Raw genomic sequence first — 15303 nt, forward strand, 5'->3', positions numbered from 1 at the left:
GCCATAGCTGCTAACTTCCCCAAAGCTCCGCTTCTTATTGCTGCACATCTGCATGGCAGCGGCCGGACACACTCAGGTAAAGAGGACAAGAATAATGCAACCTGATTTCTGGAATGACAAACGCGCGGCGGGAGTCCCCAATGCCATCGACCTCAGCACCTACAAGTCGGTGATCGAGGTCTTCGAGCGTTCCTGCAAGACCTTTGCCGACCGTCCGGCATTCAGCAGCATGGGCATTACCCTCACCTACGCCGAGCTTGAGCGCCAGAGTGCGGCGTTTGCCGGTTACCTGCAGCAGCACACCGACCTCAAGCCCGGCGAGCGCATCGCGGTGCAGCTGCCCAACGTGCTGCATTACCCGGTTGCGGTGTTCGGCGCACTGCGCGCCGGGCTGATCGTGGTCAACACCAACCCGCTTTATACGCCGCGCGAGATGCGCCATCAGTTCAAGGATGCCGGTGTGCGGGCGCTGGTCTACCTCAACCTGTTCGGTTCACGTGTGCAGGAGGTATGCACCGACACGGAGATCGACTACCTGATCGAAGCCAGGATGGGCGATTTCATGCCCGCCGCCAAAGGCTGGCTGGTCAACACCGTGGTCGACAAAGTCAAGAAGATGGTCCCGGCCTACCACCTGCCGCGGGCGGTTTCGTTCAAGCGCGCCCTGCGCATGGGCGCGGGCCTTGGAGTGACGCGCCATCCGGTGACCCTGGACGACGTCGCCGTGCTGCAATACACCGGCGGCACCACTGGGCTGGCCAAGGGCGCGATGCTCACTCACGGCAACCTGGTTGCGAACATGCAGCAAGTGCGGGCGTGCATGTCGCAACTGGGCGACGACGGCCATCCGCTGATCAAGGAAGGGCAGGAGGTGATGATTGCACCGCTGCCGCTGTACCACATCTATGCATTCACGGCCAATTGCATGTGCATGATGGTCTCCGGTAACCACAACGTGCTGATCACCAACCCACGGGACATCGGCGGGTTTATCAAGGAGCTCAAACAGTGGCAGTTCTCCGGCCTGTTGGGGCTCAACACACTGTTTGTGGCGCTGATGGACCACCCGGATTTCAAGACCCTGGATTTCTCCCACCTGAAGATTACCAACTCCGGCGGCACCGCCCTGGTCAAGGCCACGGCGGAACGCTGGAAAGCGGTGACCGGCTGCGCCATCGGCGAAGGCTACGGCCTCACCGAAACCTCGCCAGTGGCCAGTACCAACCCCTACGGCGGCCTGTCACGCCTGGGTACCGTGGGCATCCCGGTGCCGGGTACGGCGATGAAGGTCGTGGATGACCTGGGGCAAGAACTGCCGTTGGGCGAGCGCGGCGAGCTGTGCATCCAGGGCCCGCAAGTGATGAAGGGCTACTGGCAGCAACCGGCCGCCACCGCCGAAACCCTGGACGCCGATGGCTGGTTGAAGACCGGTGACATTGCGGTGATCGACACCGATGGCTACATCAGTATTGTGGATCGCAAGAAGGATTTGATCATCGTCTCGGGTTTCAACGTGTACCCCAACGAAATCGAAGACGTGATCATGGCCCACCCGGCCGTGGCCAACTGCGCCGTGATCGGCGTGCCGGACGAGCGCACGGGGGAGGCGGTGAAGCTGTTCGTGGTGGCACGGGCCCAGGGGGTGAGCCTCGAGGAACTGAAGGCGTACTGCAAGGCCAACTTCACGGGGTACAAGGTGCCCAAGCATATTGTGTTGAGAGAGTCGTTGCCGATGACGCCGGTGGGGAAAATTCTGCGCCGGGAGCTGCGCGACATCGCTTGAATTGAAATAGGGTACAAAAATGTGGGAGCTGCTTTGCCCGTGATAGCAGTGTTTCAGTCGCCTGTTGAATTGACTGATCCATCGCTATCGCAGGCAAGCCAGCTCCCACACTGTATTTTTCGCCCGTGAGAGCCTGTTCTAGAGCCATTTCTGGAGTTATAGAATTTTTGCTCTAAAAGTGACCATTGGATGTTCTTGAGTCATGTTTATGACTGTAGGGGCCTCTTTTGGCTCTAGGCGGCCCTTGGCAAAGCTGCTACTCTCGGCGCGCTTTGTGACTTCTAGGCCTGCTTGAAAGCGCCAGACTCACCTAAAAACATACACCAATAATAATCGCATCAAATGCGATGATGAATTCGCGTCGCTGAGGAGTGGGCTTCCATGAATGAAGACTTTTGGAAGGATAAGTACCCCGCCGGGATTGCTGCACAGATCAATCCAGACGAGTATCCGAATATTCAGGCGGTACTGAAGCAGTCCTGCCAGCGCTTCGCCAACAAACCGGCTTTCAGCAACCTGGGCAAGACAATCACCTACGGTGAACTGTACGAATTGTCCGGCGCATTCGCCGCGTATCTGCAACAGCATACCGATTTGAAGCCTGGCGATCGAATCGCCGTGCAACTGCCCAACGTTCTGCAATACCCCGTCGCTGTATTCGGTGCGATCCGCGCCGGCCTGATCGTGGTCAACACCAACCCGCTGTATACCGCGCGGGAGATGGAACACCAATTCAATGATTCGGGGGCCAAGGCCCTGGTTTGCCTGGCCAACATGGCGCACCTGGCTGAAAAAGTCGTGCCCAAGACCGCCGTCAAGCACGTGATCGTCACCGAAGTTGCCGACCTGCTCTCGCCGTTCAAGCGCGTGCTGATCAACAGCGTGATCAAATACGTAAAGAAAATGGTCCCGGCCTATCATCTGCCCCAGGCCATCAAGTTCAACGACGTACTCGCCAAGGGCCATGGCCAGCCGGTCAACGATGCCAGCCCGGCCAGCGGCGATGTGGCCGTGTTGCAATACACCGGCGGTACCACCGGCGTGGCCAAGGGCGCGATGCTGACCCACCGCAACCTCGTCGCCAACATGCTGCAATGCAAGGCGCTGATGGGCTCCAACCTCAATGAAGGCTGCGAGATCCTGATCACGCCGCTACCGCTCTACCACATCTATGCCTTCACCTTTCATTGCATGGCGATGATGCTGATCGGCAACCACAACATCCTGATCAGCAACCCGCGCGACCTGCCGGCGATGGTCAAGGAACTGTCGAAGTGGAAGTTCAGCGGCTTCGTCGGCCTCAACACCCTGTTCGTGGCACTGTGCAACAACGAAGGTTTCCGCAAGCTGGACTTCTCTGCGCTGAAGGTCACCCTATCGGGCGGCATGGCGTTGCAGCTGGCGGCGGCGGAGCGTTGGAAGGCCGTGACCGGCTGCGCGATCTGCGAAGGCTACGGCATGACCGAAACCAGCCCGGTGGCCACGGTCAACCCGATCCAGCACATCCAGATCGGCACCATCGGCATTCCGGTGCCTTCCACCGCGTGTAAAGTCATCGCCGACGACGGTACCGAGCTTGCACTGGGCGAAACTGGCGAGTTGTGCGTGAAAGGTCCGCAAGTGATGAAGGGCTACTGGCAGCGCCAGGAAGCTACCGACGAGATGCTTGACAGCGAGGGTTGGCTGAAGACCGGCGACATCGCGATCATCCAGCCAGACGGCTACATGCGTATCGTCGACCGCAAGAAGGACATGATTCTGGTCTCCGGCTTCAACGTCTACCCCAACGAGCTGGAAGACGTGCTGGCGGGCCTGCCGGGTGTGCTGCAGTGTGCGGCTATCGGCGTACCGGATGAAAAATCCGGCGAGCACATCAAGTTGTTCATCGTGGTCAAGCCAGGGGCTACCCTGACCAAGGACCAGGTGATGGAGCACATGCGCGCCAACGTCACCGGCTACAAAGTGCCCAAGGCCGTGGAGTTCCGTGATGCGCTGCCGACCACCAACGTGGGCAAGATCCTGCGGCGTGAATTGCGTGATGAAGAACTGAAGAAACTCGGTCTTAAAAAGTAACCCATAAAAAACCCCGCCGATGCGGGGTTTTTTATGAGGGCGCTGGCGAAACACTTACCCCCGTGGGAGCTGGCTTGCCTGCGATAGCGCTACAGCAGCCATTGCTGTATCGCCTGACTCACTGCCATCGCGGGCAAGCCCGCTCCCACAGGGTTACCGGGCTTACAACGCGAACTGCGCGAAGCTCACACCCGCACCGGCGGGGCGTACGTCCTTCAAGAACGAGTCCTTATCCGCGCTTAGCTCCAGGGTAATCTCCGGCTTGCGCTTGCCCGCATTGCGTACCACCAGCCCTTCGAGTTTTTCACGCAGGAACACGGTCGGCACCTTCAGGTGCAGCAACTGGTCGGTGTCGGCGTTGTGCATCAACAGGTGGATCCACTCGTACTGGCCCACGGCAATACGCCCCACCGGCAGGTCGAACCACCAGATGTTGCGTTTGCGGTCCAGGTCGGTGAAGTGGCAGTTGTTGACGCCGAGTACGGCACCGCCCAGTTCCTGGTTTCTGCGGGCAATGGCCTGTGCTTTATTGAGTTTCATAACCTTCCTACGGGATCTGTTATCCAGCGTTGCAGCCTGAATGTGCCGGGCATTCTCGTGGGTTGGCTGCAAAACATAAAGCCAAACCTGCCGCTTTCGATGAAATGCTTGCGCAAAAATAATTGAAACTCTGCCGTTGCGCTTCGGGTCAACCGCTACGTAGTGACCAAAAACCATTTGATTGTTATCAGGAGTAATACCATGAGCAGCACTTCCGATAAGGTAAAGGGCTTGGCGAACGAAGCTGTCGGTAACATCAAGCAAGGCGTCGGTAAAGTCACAGACAATGACAAGCTGCGTGCTGAAGGCGTGATCCAAGAGAAAAAAGGCGAAGCTCAGCAAGCAGTGGGCAAGACCAAGGACGCAGTGAAAAAAGCCACTGAGTAACACGTCCTGGCTGGCTGACCCCAGCAGCCCGACGGCCATCCACGGATGGCCGTTTTTGTATCCGGTGCTGCAACTAAACTTTCGAAATTGTTTCAAAGTCGCCAAATGGGCTACTTTGATGTAGAAAACGGCCCCTGAGTCGCCCACGAACTCAACCTCTTTTGCGGCGAAAGGAGACGCTATGCTTTTTCCAGTACTCGATGGTCTCAAGCTGCACAAGGTGCTGGTACGCACCATCAAGGAATTCGTCGATGACGAGATGCCTACCTACGCCTCGGCACTGGCCTACCAGATGCTGTTCTCTTTGTTTCCGTTCCTGCTGTTCCTCATTGCCCTGATCGGCTTCCTGCATTTGCCCGACTTCTTCAGTTGGCTGCGCCTGCAATCGGAGCTGGTGTTGCCACCCCAGGCGCTGGAACAGGTCAACCCGGTGATCGATCAGTTGCAGCAGTCCAAGGGCGGCTTGCTCTCGGTGGGTATCGTTATCGCCCTGTGGACGGCCTCTGCGGGCGTGCGCCTGATGATGAGCGCCATGAACGCCGCCTACGATGTGGTTGAAGGTCGGCCGATCTGGAAGCGTTTCCCGCTGTCGATTTTCTACACCGTGGGTATCGCCGGCATGCTGCTGGCGGCCGCCGCGCTGATGGTGCTGGGCCCGCAAGTCATGGAGTGGCTGGCCGGGCAGATTGGCATGCAGGAATTCGTGGTCACGCTGTGGACCATCCTGCGCTGGCCGCTGATTGTGATCTTGCTGATGTTCGCCGTGGCCCTCATGTACTACGTGATGCCGGACGTCGAGCAGGAATTTCGCTTTATCACCCCCGGCTCCGTCTTGGCCGTGGTGGTATGGATCGTCGCCTCCCTGGGCTTTGGCTACTACGTCAAGACCTTCGCGGACTACAACGCCATGTATGGCAGTATCGGTGCGATCATTGTCTTGCTCCTGTATTTCTACATCTCTGCCGCCGTACTGCTGCTGGGCGCGGAGATGAACGCGGTGATCGAGCATATGTCTGCCGAGGGCAAGGACCCCGGTGAGAAGGAAATAGGCGAGCCGGGCCACACCGATGAAAAACAACACGTCTCAGGCCTAGGCCGGGACCACTCCAAGCCCATGACCGAGCCTGAACAATGATCCGTGAAATCCTGAAAATGGGCGACGAGCGCCTGCTGCGTATCGCCCCGCCGGTGCCGCCGGAGATGTTTGACAGCCCGGAGTTGTGGCAACTGATCGACGATATGTTCCAGACCATGGAGCACGTGGGCGGCGTTGGCCTGGCGGCGCCGCAGATTGGCGTGGACCTGCAACTGGTGATCTTCGGTTTCGAGGCCAGCGAACGCTACCCGGACGCGCCGCCTGTGCCGCAGACCATCTTGATCAACCCGCTGATCACACCGCTCAGCCCGCTGCAGGAAGAGGGCTATGAGGGTTGCCTGTCAGTGCCCGGCCTGCGCGGCGCCGTGAACCGTTACCAGCAGATCCGCTACGAAGGGTTCGACCCCAAAGGCGAGCCGATCGTACGTTTTGCCGACGGCTTCCATGCGCGGGTGGTGCAGCATGAGTGCGACCATTTGATCGGCCGGCTGTACCCCTCGCGGATTACCGACTTCAGCAAATTCGGATTTATTGAAGTGATGTTCCCGGAGCTGGACCCAACGGCTGACGAATAGCCCTTCTGACACACTCACAGTTCAACTGTGGGAGCTGGCTTGCCTGCGATGGCGGTGGGCCAGCTACCTTATTTGTAGCTGATACACCGCCATCGCAGGCAAGCCAGCTCCCACATTGGATCAGTGTTTTGGGGCATTGAGCCCCATCGCAATCATCGGTTTATTGCGCTTGTAACGCACCAGCCGCTCACTCAGCGATTGCGGCAAAACCGTGTCCTGGCTGAACCCCATGCCCTGATACAACCCTTCCAGGTCCGGATGGCACAGCAACCAGACCGTCCCCTCACAACCTGCCACGGCCTCGCCAATCAGTCGCGCCGCCAGCTGCTGGCCACGATAAGTCGGCGCCACAAACACCCCCGTCAGCCACTGCCCACCCATCACCGGGCTCAAGCACAAGCCGGCCACGATCTCGGCATCTCGCACTACCCACAAACGGCCGCCCTTGAGCGCCTTCATCGATGAATTGTGGCTGCGGTAAAACTTGTTCAGCAGTGGCCACAGAGGCTCGGCCAGCGGTTCGATGTGCATTGGGGGCATGGGGTTCAGACAAGCATTATCCAGGGCAGGGGATTATAAGCGCCTTCTGCCGGGCAATAGGTGGTATACCCAGTGCTACATCCCCTGTTAGTGGAGCATGCATCATGGCCAAAGGTATGGATTCAAAGAAAGCCGCGAAGAAAAAACCGGCAAAGACCGCGGATGAAAAACGCGCGGACAAGAAGACCAAAAAATCCGAAGCAGGCCTGTTCGGTCACTGAGTTACACGCTTAGAACCAAACGATCTGCAAGATTTTCCCGCCTCATTGCACAGAGCAGGAAACACCTGCTCTGAGCTGCCGATGGCCAATTACCTTGATCCGACCCACCGCCGGGAAATCGAAGCCCTGGCGACGACCTTTGTGGCAAGAACCGAGTGGCCGACCTGGCTGCTGTTGATCGGCGTGTATGCCGGCTGGTTTGCGGTGATCCTTGGCAGCCGGTGGCTGGGCGTGTGGCTGAGCATGTTGCTGCTGATTCCGCTGCTGACCCTGTGGCTATCGGTGCAGCACGAATTGCTCCACGGCCACCCGACCCGTTCGTTATGGCTGAATAAACTCCTCGGCTATGCCCCTTTCGCGGTGTGGTATCCCTACACGCTGTACCGCGACAGCCACCTGTTGCACCATAACGACCATGACCTGACCCTGCCGGGCATCGACCCGGAAAGCCGCTACCTCAATCAGCAGCAATGGAACAACAGCTCACTGTTCGAACGTGGCGTGCATTGGCTGACCAAGACCGTGCTTGGCCGCTTCCTGCTGGCTGCGCCGTTGGCGATTGGCCGGTTGGCACGTCACGAGTTTCAACGCCTGCCCCAGGTATGGCCGATGTGGCTGGCCCACGGCGCCGTCACTGTGCTGATGCTGAGTTTCATCGCCTACTACAGCGCGCTTGCGGTGTGGCACTACCTGCTGCTGGTCAGCGTGCCAGCCTTGTCCCTGGCCTCGATCCGTTCCTACTATGAGCACCGCCCCCATCCTCGGCCGGAACAGCGCACAGTGCTCAACGAAGCATCCTGGCCCTGGGCCTGGCTGTTTCTCAACAACAATCTGCACCTGGTGCACCACGATCTGCCAAAGTTGCCGTGGTACCTGCTGCCCAGGGTGTACCGTGCCCGGCGCGAGCAGTGGCTGGCGCGCAGCGGTGGTTTCCTGGTGCATGGCTACGGCCAGTTGATCAGCCGTCACGGCCTCAAGGCCATCGACAGTCCCCTGCACCCGTTTGCCTGAGAGGCGACCATGAGTGAGCACTACGCCGACCTGCGCATGTACGTTGCGCCCGAGCCCATCCAGCAGGCCAATCAATACTGGCTGGCGCGCATCCTTGAGCGCTTGAAGCTGCATCGTCTTGATGCCGACCACCTCGACTTGCGCGGCCTGTGGCTGGCGCCGCAATTGCTCGTCAGCCAAACCTGCGGCTACCCGCTGATGACCCAACTGCGCGGCCAGGTGCGCATCATTGGGCGCCCCCGTTACGAGTTGGCCCACAGCAGCCACGGCGAACATTGCAGCCTGCTGTTGACCCGCGCTGACAACCCGCGTACCCGCCTGGCGCAGTTCTACCAGAGCCGCGGCGTGATCAACGGCCACGACTCCAACAGCGGTATGAACCTGCTGCGTGACTGCCTGGCGCCGTTGCAGCGCGACGGGCGTTTCTTCGCCAGCGTCGGCATCAGCGGTGCCCATCGCGAGAGCTTGCGCTGGCTGCGTGAAGGCCGCGCCGACCTCGCCGCCATTGACAGCGTCACCTACGACTACCTCGCCCGATTCGCCCCAGCAGAGGTCGCGGGCCTACGCGTCATCGCCCGCAGCGCGCCGAGCCCGACTTTGCCTTACATAGGCGCGCTGGGCTTGAGCGATGCGCAGGTAGCGCAGATTCGGGAGGCGATGAACCTGGCGTTGCAGGACCTGCCGCAGGTGGCGCAAACCCTCGGTGTGCGAGCTGTGCTTCCTGCCAGCGAAGATGACTACCAGGTGGTGCTGGATTACCAGCACAAAGCCGCCAGCATCGGCTATTCGGTACTTCAATAAGGTTATATAAAAATGCGTTTTAAATATTATTAAAGCATAAGAAGCCTTGCTAGGATTGCTTCACCGGAACACCGGACATACCGCGCAACCTACTCAGAAGGAGCCACTATGTCCGGCGCCGATAGTGCTCACAGCGACTACGTGGGCTCATTGTTTCGCATTCATTACCCTTGGCTGTGCAGCCGCTTGCACCGCTACCTCAACTCCCGTGCCCACGCCGAAGACATCGCGGTCGACGCGTTTGTCCAGCTCTTGAGTGCACCTCAGGTAGCGCCGATACGACAGCCCCGCGCATTGCTCACCACCATTGCCCAGCGCCTGGTGTACCAGGTGTGGCGCCGGCGTGACCTGGAGCGTGCCTACCTCGCTGTGCTGGATGACGATGCAGCCTGCGCCGAGGAGCGGGCGCAGGTACTCGAAGCCCTCCAAGCCATCGATCTCTCGCTCGACCGCTTGCCGGCCAAGGTCAAGACGACGTTCCTGTTGTCCCGCGTCAACGGCCTGACGTACCCCCAGATCGCTGCCGAACTGGGGATTTCCCAGCGCTCGGTCAGTGACTACATGGCCCGCGCTGTTACCGGACTTGAATCCCACCCCGATCAAATGTGGGAGCTGGCTTGCCTGCGATAGCGGTGAGCCAGCCAACACCTCTGGCCATGTCAGGCCGCCATCGCAGGCAAGCCAGCTCCCACACTTCCTGTGCTCACTTTGAATCTGATCGAACCACCAAGAGGCAACTTATGAAAGCAATCAGACACCTGCTGGGCAGTTCGCTGCTGGCATTGGCAGTACTGGCGCAACCCACCTCGGCGGCCGAACCTTCCACGCTGCGCATCGGCTACCAGAAAAGCTCGGTCAGCATGGTGCTCGCCCGTGAGCACAAGCTCTTCGAAGCCGCACTGCCGGGCACCCAGGTGCAGTGGACCGAATTTCTCGGTGGCCCGCCGCTGATCGAAGCGCTCAACGCCGGCAGCCTGGACATCGGCAATATTGGCGATATCCCGCCGATCTTCGCCCAGGCAGCCGGGATCGACTTGCAGTATTTTGCCGTCGAGCCCAACGAGGGCAAGGCCGAAGCAGTGCTGGTGCCCAAGGCCAGTACCGTGCAGAACGTGGCCGAACTCAAGGGCAAGCGCGTGGCATTGCTCAAGGGCTCCAGTGCACACAACCTGTTCCTCAAAAGCCTGCTGCACGCCGGGTTGCAGTGGAAGGATGTGAACGTGGTGTACCTGTCGCCTTCCGACGGCCGCGCCGCGTTCGAACAAGGCAAGGTGGACGCATGGGTAGTGTGGGACCCGTACTACTCGGCCGCCGTGATCGACGGCTCGGCACGCGTGCTGCGGGACGGGCAAGGGTTGAACCCTGCGGGCAGTTTCTTCGTGGTCAACCACCCGTTTGCCAAGCAGCACCCAGAGGCCATTGCCACGATTATCCAGACGCTTGGCAAGGCGCAGCGGCTGTCGCTTGATGAGCCTGACGCGAGCATCACGCTGATGGCCGGCACCCTGGGCCTGCAACCGGCGGTGGTCAAAAGCTACTTCGAACATCGCTCGCCCGAGCCGATCCGCCCCTTGGCGGCCATCGACATTGCCAACCAGCAACGCACCGCCGACCTGTTTTTTGCCAACGGCCTGATCCCGAAAAAAGTCGATGTGCAGCAGGCTGTCTTCAAGCCCCTTGATCATCCCTGAGCAGCAATGCTGGCGGATTAGTGGCCTTGCAGAGTGCCAAGGCCTGTCTATGCTCACCCAGAACCGTTAACGACGCTTGGCCGATAAAGCGTTTCCAATGGTTATTTCCCCATGCAGGTGTACCAGAAATATCCAACGTATGAATGGAATGCGCCCTCCAGGCGCCGGGAATCTAGGGTGATCTGACCATGTTCAACCGCCAGCACAAATCCGACCTGCAAGAAATCCAGCGTTTTTCCTGTGCCCTCACCGAAGCCAACGCCAAGCTTGCCGCCATCAGTCGCTCCATGGCGATGATCGAGTTCGACCGCACGGGAGTGATCCTGAATGCCAACGAACGCTTTTGCCAAACCATGGGCTACAGCGTCGAGGAGATCCGTGGCAAACATCACCGCCTGTTTTGCGAGGAGGTGTATACCCACACCGATGCCTACCACCAGTTGTGGCGCGATCTGGCGCGAGGCGAGGCGCTCAGCGGCACCTTCATGCGCCTTAACAAACGCGGTGAGCAAGTGTGGCTGGAAGCCAGCTATTTGCCGGTGCTGGACAGCGACCATCAGGTACGCAGTGTGATCAAGGTGGCGGCGGATATTTCCGCACGGGTCCATCACGAACACGAAAACCAAAGTCTGATCGACGCCATCAGCCGTTCCATGGCGGTAATCGAATTCACTCCCCAGGGCCAGATCCTCAATGCCAACGACAACTTCCTGCGCACGGTGCAGTACACGCGCGAAGAAATCATCGGCCAGCATCACAGCATGTTTTGCCACCGCAGCGAAGTCGAGTCCCCGGCGTATAAAGCGTTCTGGGTTTCACTCAATCGCGGTGAATTTCACTCCCACCGCTTCGAACGTAAAAACAAATACGGCAAGACCCTGTTTCTGGAAGCCTCTTACAACCCCATTTTCGACACCCATGGGCGCTTGTACAAAGTGGTGAAGTTCGCCAGCGATATCACCGAGCAAGTCAGCACCCTGCGCACGGCCGCCGACTCGGCCCACGCCACTTCGGTACAGAACGATGCCTGCGCCCGCAAGGGCTCGCAGGTAGTGCAGCAAACGGTGCAGATCATTGAAGCCATGTCCCACGACCTTAACCAGGCGGCGCAGAGCATCGATGCGGTGAGCAAACAGTCGGACATCATCGGCGCCATCGTGCAAACCATCCGCAGCATTGCCGAACAAACCAACATGCTGGCCCTGAATGCGGCGATTGAAGCCGCGCGTGCGGGCGAGCACGGGCGTGGGTTCGCGGTGGTCGCCGATGAAGTGCGCAGCCTTGCCGCTCGCACCAGCCAGGCCACCGTTGAGATCGTGGACGTGGTGCGCAAGAACCATGACCTGTCGTTGAGCGCCGTGTCGAGCATGCAGTCGAGCTTGAGCCGTACGGGCCTGGGCGTGGAGTTGGCGAACGAGGCGGGGCAGGTGATCCTGGAGATCCAGGAAGGGTCACGGCATGTGGTAGATGCGATCAGTCAGTTCAATTCGACGCTGCAATTGCAATAGCGCAGCCGCCGCTCTATGTGGGAGCAGGCTTGCCTGCGATAGCATCACCTCGGTCCTGCAGATCCACCGAGTTGTTTGCATCGCAGGCAAGCCAGCTCGCACCTGTTTAGATCGCGGCCAAGGTTTCTTTAAGTGTCTGGGCTGGCGAAGCAGTAGCCTTCGCCGCCACCTGCTGCTGTTGCTGCTCTTTCAAGCGCTCGGCCACTTGTTTGGCGATGGCGTCTTGTTTGTCCTGGGGCATCGCCTGCACTTGTTCTTCGGTCAGCCCTTGTTCCTTGAGTAACTGTTCACGAATACGTTCGGCTGGGGTCTTGCTCATGTATTCGGTGAACTCGGTACGTGCCCCATTAGTTGTGGCCTGTAACTGCACGCGGGTCTTGGCGAAGGCTTCGTCGATGCGATCGCTGGCCTTGTCCAATTCCCTCTGCGCGGCGGGCACTGTCACGCTGTGTTGCGCAGCCTGCAGGGCGCCGCTGTACAGCGCACTGGCGGCGGCGTTGGCGGGGTCCATGTCGGGTCGCGTGATCTGTTGCACGTTCGACGCGGCTTGAGTGTTGTTAACCAGCATGATCGTTCACCTATGAAAACAGACGGTGCGACAGCTGGAGCAAATACTGTGCCGGTTGCCAGACCCCAGTGTTTACTGGGGCTGGCGTCGTCGACGCGGCAAGCCTTCTCCTTGTGCGGCCAACCGTTGCCGTCAGTGAGCGATGTTCTCCAGGGCCAGGTTGCGCGTGCGCGGCCCAAACCAACTGATGGTAATCATCACGATCAACATGCTGCTGGCAATAAACGCCAACACGCCCGGCGTGCCCAGGTGTTCGAGGATAAAACCGATCAACAGGCTGCTGAACACCGTGGATAAACGGCTGAACGAATAACAGAACCCGACCGCTCGCGCACGGATATTGGTGGGGAACAATTCGCTTTGGTACGAGTGATAACTGAAGCTCAGCCAGGCATTGCAGAAGGTGATCATCACCCCGCAGAAAATCAGCCCTAACGCCGTGGTTTGCAGGGCAAACAGGCTGCCGAAAATCACTGCACCCATGGCCGATCCGACAATTTGCCACTTGTTCTCGAAGCGGTTGGCCACCTTGACGAACAACAGCGGGCCCAGCGGGTAGGCGAGGGTGATGATGAAGGCGTAGAGCAGGCTGTGGGTCACGCTGACACCCTGGCCCGAGAGCAAGGCCGGCAGCCAGTTGCCGAAGCCGAAGAAGCCGATGGCCTGGAATACATGAAACACGATCAGCATCAAGGCGCGGCGACGGTAGGGCGGCTGCCAGATATCGGCGAAACGGCCAGTGCCCTGCACGCTGATCGCTTCGGGTTCCGGTTCGTCCAGCGGCTTGCCTTGGTCCTTTCGGCAGCGTGCCTCCAGGTTGTTCAGGATCGTGTCGGCCTCTTCGAAGCGTCCCTTTTGTGCAAGCCAGCGCGGTGACTCCGGCAGGCGCTTGCGCAGTTGCCAGATAAACAATGCAAACACTGCACTGCTCAACACCACCCAGCGCCACCCGGCGATACCGAACGGCGCCTGTGGCACCAGCCACCACGACATCAACGCCACGGCCGGTACGGACAGAAACTGGATAAAAAACGCAAAGGCAAACGCCGAACTGCGCATACGTTTGGGCACCAGTTCCGAGAGGTAGGCGTCGATGGTCACCAGTTCGATGCCAAGGCCAATGCCCACCAGAAAGCGCATGCAGATGATGCCCAAGGCCGAGGTTTGAATGCCCATCAACACCGTGGCCACCGTGTACCAGACCAACGCAAAGGTGAAAATCGCGCGTCGCCCGAAGCGGTCAGCGATGGGGCTGAGCAGGCTGGCGCCGAGGAACAGGCCGAGGAACGTGGCCGAGGCGAAAGCGGCTTGGTCCGAGAAACCGAAAACACCTTCGCTGCCGGTATGAAAAATCCCGTCGCTGATCAGGCCAGGGCTGATATAGGCGGTTTGGAACAGGTCATACAGCTCGAAAAAACCGCCGATGGAGAGCAACGCCACCAGGCGCCAAATAGTGGCGACGGCGGGCAGGCGGTCGATGCGGGCGCTGATGTGGGCGGCGCGGGTTGGGTCTGAGACGCAGGCGGCGAGTGTGGGCATGAATAACCTTCAGTTGGGCGAGTTGGAAGCTTCGAGCTTTAAGCCAAACCGCTATTGGGCTTGGAGCTTAACGTGCGCAACTGCTTCTCTAATTGTGGCCGTCGAGCGCGAACGTCTTGAAGCCGGCGTGCTGGCTGAGGCGTTGGTAATACGCCGCGATGGCGGGGTAGGGTGGCCGCTCCATGGGTGTCATCTGCCACCGATGTACCGAAAGGCCTATCAAGATGTCAGCGAGGGTGAACTCTTCGCCGGCCACGTAGGCGCCGGTCTTGGTCAACTGTTGTTCTAGCAAGGCCATCTTGTCATTCCAGGCCTGCACACCCGCCTGGATGCGTTGCGGGTCCTGATAGTCCGGGTTTTGACGCACCAGTGCGTGGAACGCATAGCCCCACGAAGGGTTGAGTTCGGTGGCTTGCCAGTCCATCCACTGTTCGACCCGTGCACGCAAGGCAGGCTCAACGGGTAGCAAGTCATGGCGCTGGTAGAGGCCGACAAGGTAGCGGCAGATGGTATTGGACTCCCACAGCACGCCATGGTCGTCGATCAGCACTGGCACCTGGGCGTTGGGGTTCAAGGCGAGGAAATCGGGGGATTGGGTAGGCTTGAAACCGATGCCCCAGTCTTCGCGCACGTAGTCGATGCCCAACTCCTGGCAGGTCCACAGTACTTTTCGCACGTTGATTGAAGAGGTACGACCCAAGATTTTCAGTGAATGGCCCATGGTGCTTCCCTGGCATCTAAGAGAGTGACCAATCTAGCAGGGGCCGGGCACGGCGGCGAGGGTGTGAAGCGGGCACGGCCGAAAATGTGGGAGCTGGCTTGCCTGCGATAGCGGTGGTTCAGTTGAAGATGCGTTGACTGAGCCACCGCCTTCGCGAGCAAGCCCGCTCCCACAGGGGATCTGTGCCAGGCGCTGATTCTGTGGACACTACATGGCCAGCTCTCACATTGATTGCGTTCGGCTCGACGC

Annotated in this window: 14 protein-coding genes and 2 pseudogenes; 11 read left to right on the plus strand and 5 right to left on the minus strand. The window is 59.5% G+C overall.

The window, feature by feature from the left end:
- Window positions 1–94: 94 nt before the first annotated feature.
- Window positions 95–1783 carry a long-chain-fatty-acid--CoA ligase FadD2 gene (gene fadD2, locus FXO12_RS25560; protein WP_054918241.1) on the plus strand — a complete coding sequence of 563 codons (1689 nt, stop codon included), beginning with the start codon at window positions 95–97 and terminating at the stop codon, window positions 1781–1783.
- A gap of 381 nt (window positions 1784–2164) precedes the next feature.
- Window positions 2165–3856 carry a long-chain-fatty-acid--CoA ligase FadD1 gene (fadD1, locus tag FXO12_RS25565; RefSeq protein WP_034128515.1) on the plus strand — a complete coding sequence of 564 codons (1692 nt, stop codon included), beginning with the start codon at window positions 2165–2167 and terminating at the stop codon, window positions 3854–3856.
- A 162-nt stretch (window positions 3857–4018) separates the two neighbouring features.
- Here the strand turns inward: fadD1 and FXO12_RS25570 are convergent, their stop codons facing one another.
- Window positions 4019–4396 carry a hypothetical protein gene (locus FXO12_RS25570; RefSeq protein ID WP_003193739.1) on the minus strand — a complete coding sequence of 126 codons (378 nt, stop codon included), beginning with the start codon at window positions 4394–4396 and terminating at the stop codon, window positions 4019–4021.
- 201 nt (window positions 4397–4597) lie between these two features.
- On the opposite strand from FXO12_RS25570, the gene FXO12_RS25575 reads away from it, so the two are divergent.
- The 3 genes from FXO12_RS25575 (at window position 4598) to def (ending at window position 6454) form a co-directional block, all read left to right on the plus strand.
- Window positions 4598–4783: a CsbD family protein gene (locus FXO12_RS25575; protein ID WP_003193737.1), complete on the plus strand. Its 186-nt coding sequence runs from the start codon at window positions 4598–4600 to the stop codon at window positions 4781–4783.
- A gap of 181 nt (window positions 4784–4964) precedes the next feature.
- A complete protein-coding gene (locus FXO12_RS25580) occupies window positions 4965–5918 on the plus strand; it encodes a YihY/virulence factor BrkB family protein (protein ID WP_032895581.1) in 954 nt (317 codons plus the stop codon).
- The gene (gene def, locus FXO12_RS25585; RefSeq protein WP_034128513.1) at window positions 5915–6454 is read left to right on the plus strand and encodes a peptide deformylase; all 540 of its coding nucleotides are present in this window, start codon (window positions 5915–5917) and stop codon (window positions 6452–6454) included. The genes FXO12_RS25580 and def overlap by 4 nt, the downstream gene beginning before the upstream one ends.
- A gap of 120 nt (window positions 6455–6574) precedes the next feature.
- On the opposite strand, the gene FXO12_RS25590 is transcribed toward def, so the two are convergent.
- Window positions 6575–6994 carry a GNAT family N-acetyltransferase gene (locus tag FXO12_RS25590; RefSeq protein ID WP_054896707.1) on the minus strand — a complete coding sequence of 140 codons (420 nt, stop codon included), beginning with the start codon at window positions 6992–6994 and terminating at the stop codon, window positions 6575–6577.
- A gap of 302 nt (window positions 6995–7296) precedes the next feature.
- On the opposite strand from FXO12_RS25590, the gene FXO12_RS25595 reads away from it, so the two are divergent.
- The 6 genes and pseudogenes from FXO12_RS25595 to FXO12_RS29510 all read left to right on the plus strand — a co-directional run.
- Window positions 7297–8226, plus strand: a complete 930-nt coding sequence (locus FXO12_RS25595; RefSeq protein ID WP_054896708.1) for a fatty acid desaturase — start codon at window positions 7297–7299, stop codon at window positions 8224–8226.
- A 9-nt stretch (window positions 8227–8235) separates the two neighbouring features.
- Window positions 8236–9027 (plus strand): phosphate/phosphite/phosphonate ABC transporter substrate-binding protein, encoded by a 792-nt coding sequence (locus tag FXO12_RS25600; RefSeq protein ID WP_057975133.1) that lies wholly within the window; start codon window positions 8236–8238, stop codon window positions 9025–9027.
- A 108-nt stretch (window positions 9028–9135) separates the two neighbouring features.
- The gene (locus tag FXO12_RS25605; protein WP_057975134.1) at window positions 9136–9657 is read left to right on the plus strand and encodes a sigma-70 family RNA polymerase sigma factor; all 522 of its coding nucleotides are present in this window, start codon (window positions 9136–9138) and stop codon (window positions 9655–9657) included.
- Between the two features lie 110 nt (window positions 9658–9767).
- The gene (locus FXO12_RS25610) at window positions 9768–10718 is read left to right on the plus strand and encodes an aliphatic sulfonate ABC transporter substrate-binding protein (RefSeq protein ID WP_054918256.1); all 951 of its coding nucleotides are present in this window, start codon (window positions 9768–9770) and stop codon (window positions 10716–10718) included.
- A gap of 293 nt (window positions 10719–11011) precedes the next feature.
- Window positions 11012–11632, plus strand: a pseudogene (locus FXO12_RS29505) (PAS domain-containing protein); the annotation flags it as partial.
- Between the two features lie 198 nt (window positions 11633–11830).
- Window positions 11831–12226 (plus strand): annotated as a pseudogene (locus tag FXO12_RS29510) (methyl-accepting chemotaxis protein); the annotation flags it as partial.
- Window positions 12227–12332: 106 nt separating this feature from the next.
- On the opposite strand, the gene FXO12_RS25620 reads toward FXO12_RS29510, so the two are convergent.
- The 3 genes from FXO12_RS25620 to FXO12_RS25630 all read right to left on the minus strand — a co-directional run bounded on the left by FXO12_RS25620 (window position 12333) and on the right by FXO12_RS25630 (window position 15054).
- Window positions 12333–12794 carry a hypothetical protein gene (locus FXO12_RS25620; RefSeq protein WP_054896713.1) on the minus strand — a complete coding sequence of 154 codons (462 nt, stop codon included), beginning with the start codon at window positions 12792–12794 and terminating at the stop codon, window positions 12333–12335.
- A 132-nt stretch (window positions 12795–12926) separates the two neighbouring features.
- Entirely contained in the window at window positions 12927–14333 is a 1407-nt protein-coding gene (locus FXO12_RS25625; RefSeq protein WP_057975135.1) for an MFS transporter, read from the minus strand.
- 88 nt (window positions 14334–14421) lie between these two features.
- A complete protein-coding gene (locus FXO12_RS25630) occupies window positions 14422–15054 on the minus strand; it encodes a glutathione S-transferase family protein (protein ID WP_034128505.1) in 633 nt (210 codons plus the stop codon).
- Between the last annotated feature and the right edge of the window lie 249 nt (window positions 15055–15303).

The organism is Pseudomonas sp. J380 (genome assembly GCF_009827115.1).
Taxonomy (GTDB): Bacteria; Pseudomonadota; Gammaproteobacteria; order Pseudomonadales; family Pseudomonadaceae; genus Aquipseudomonas; species Aquipseudomonas paracarnis.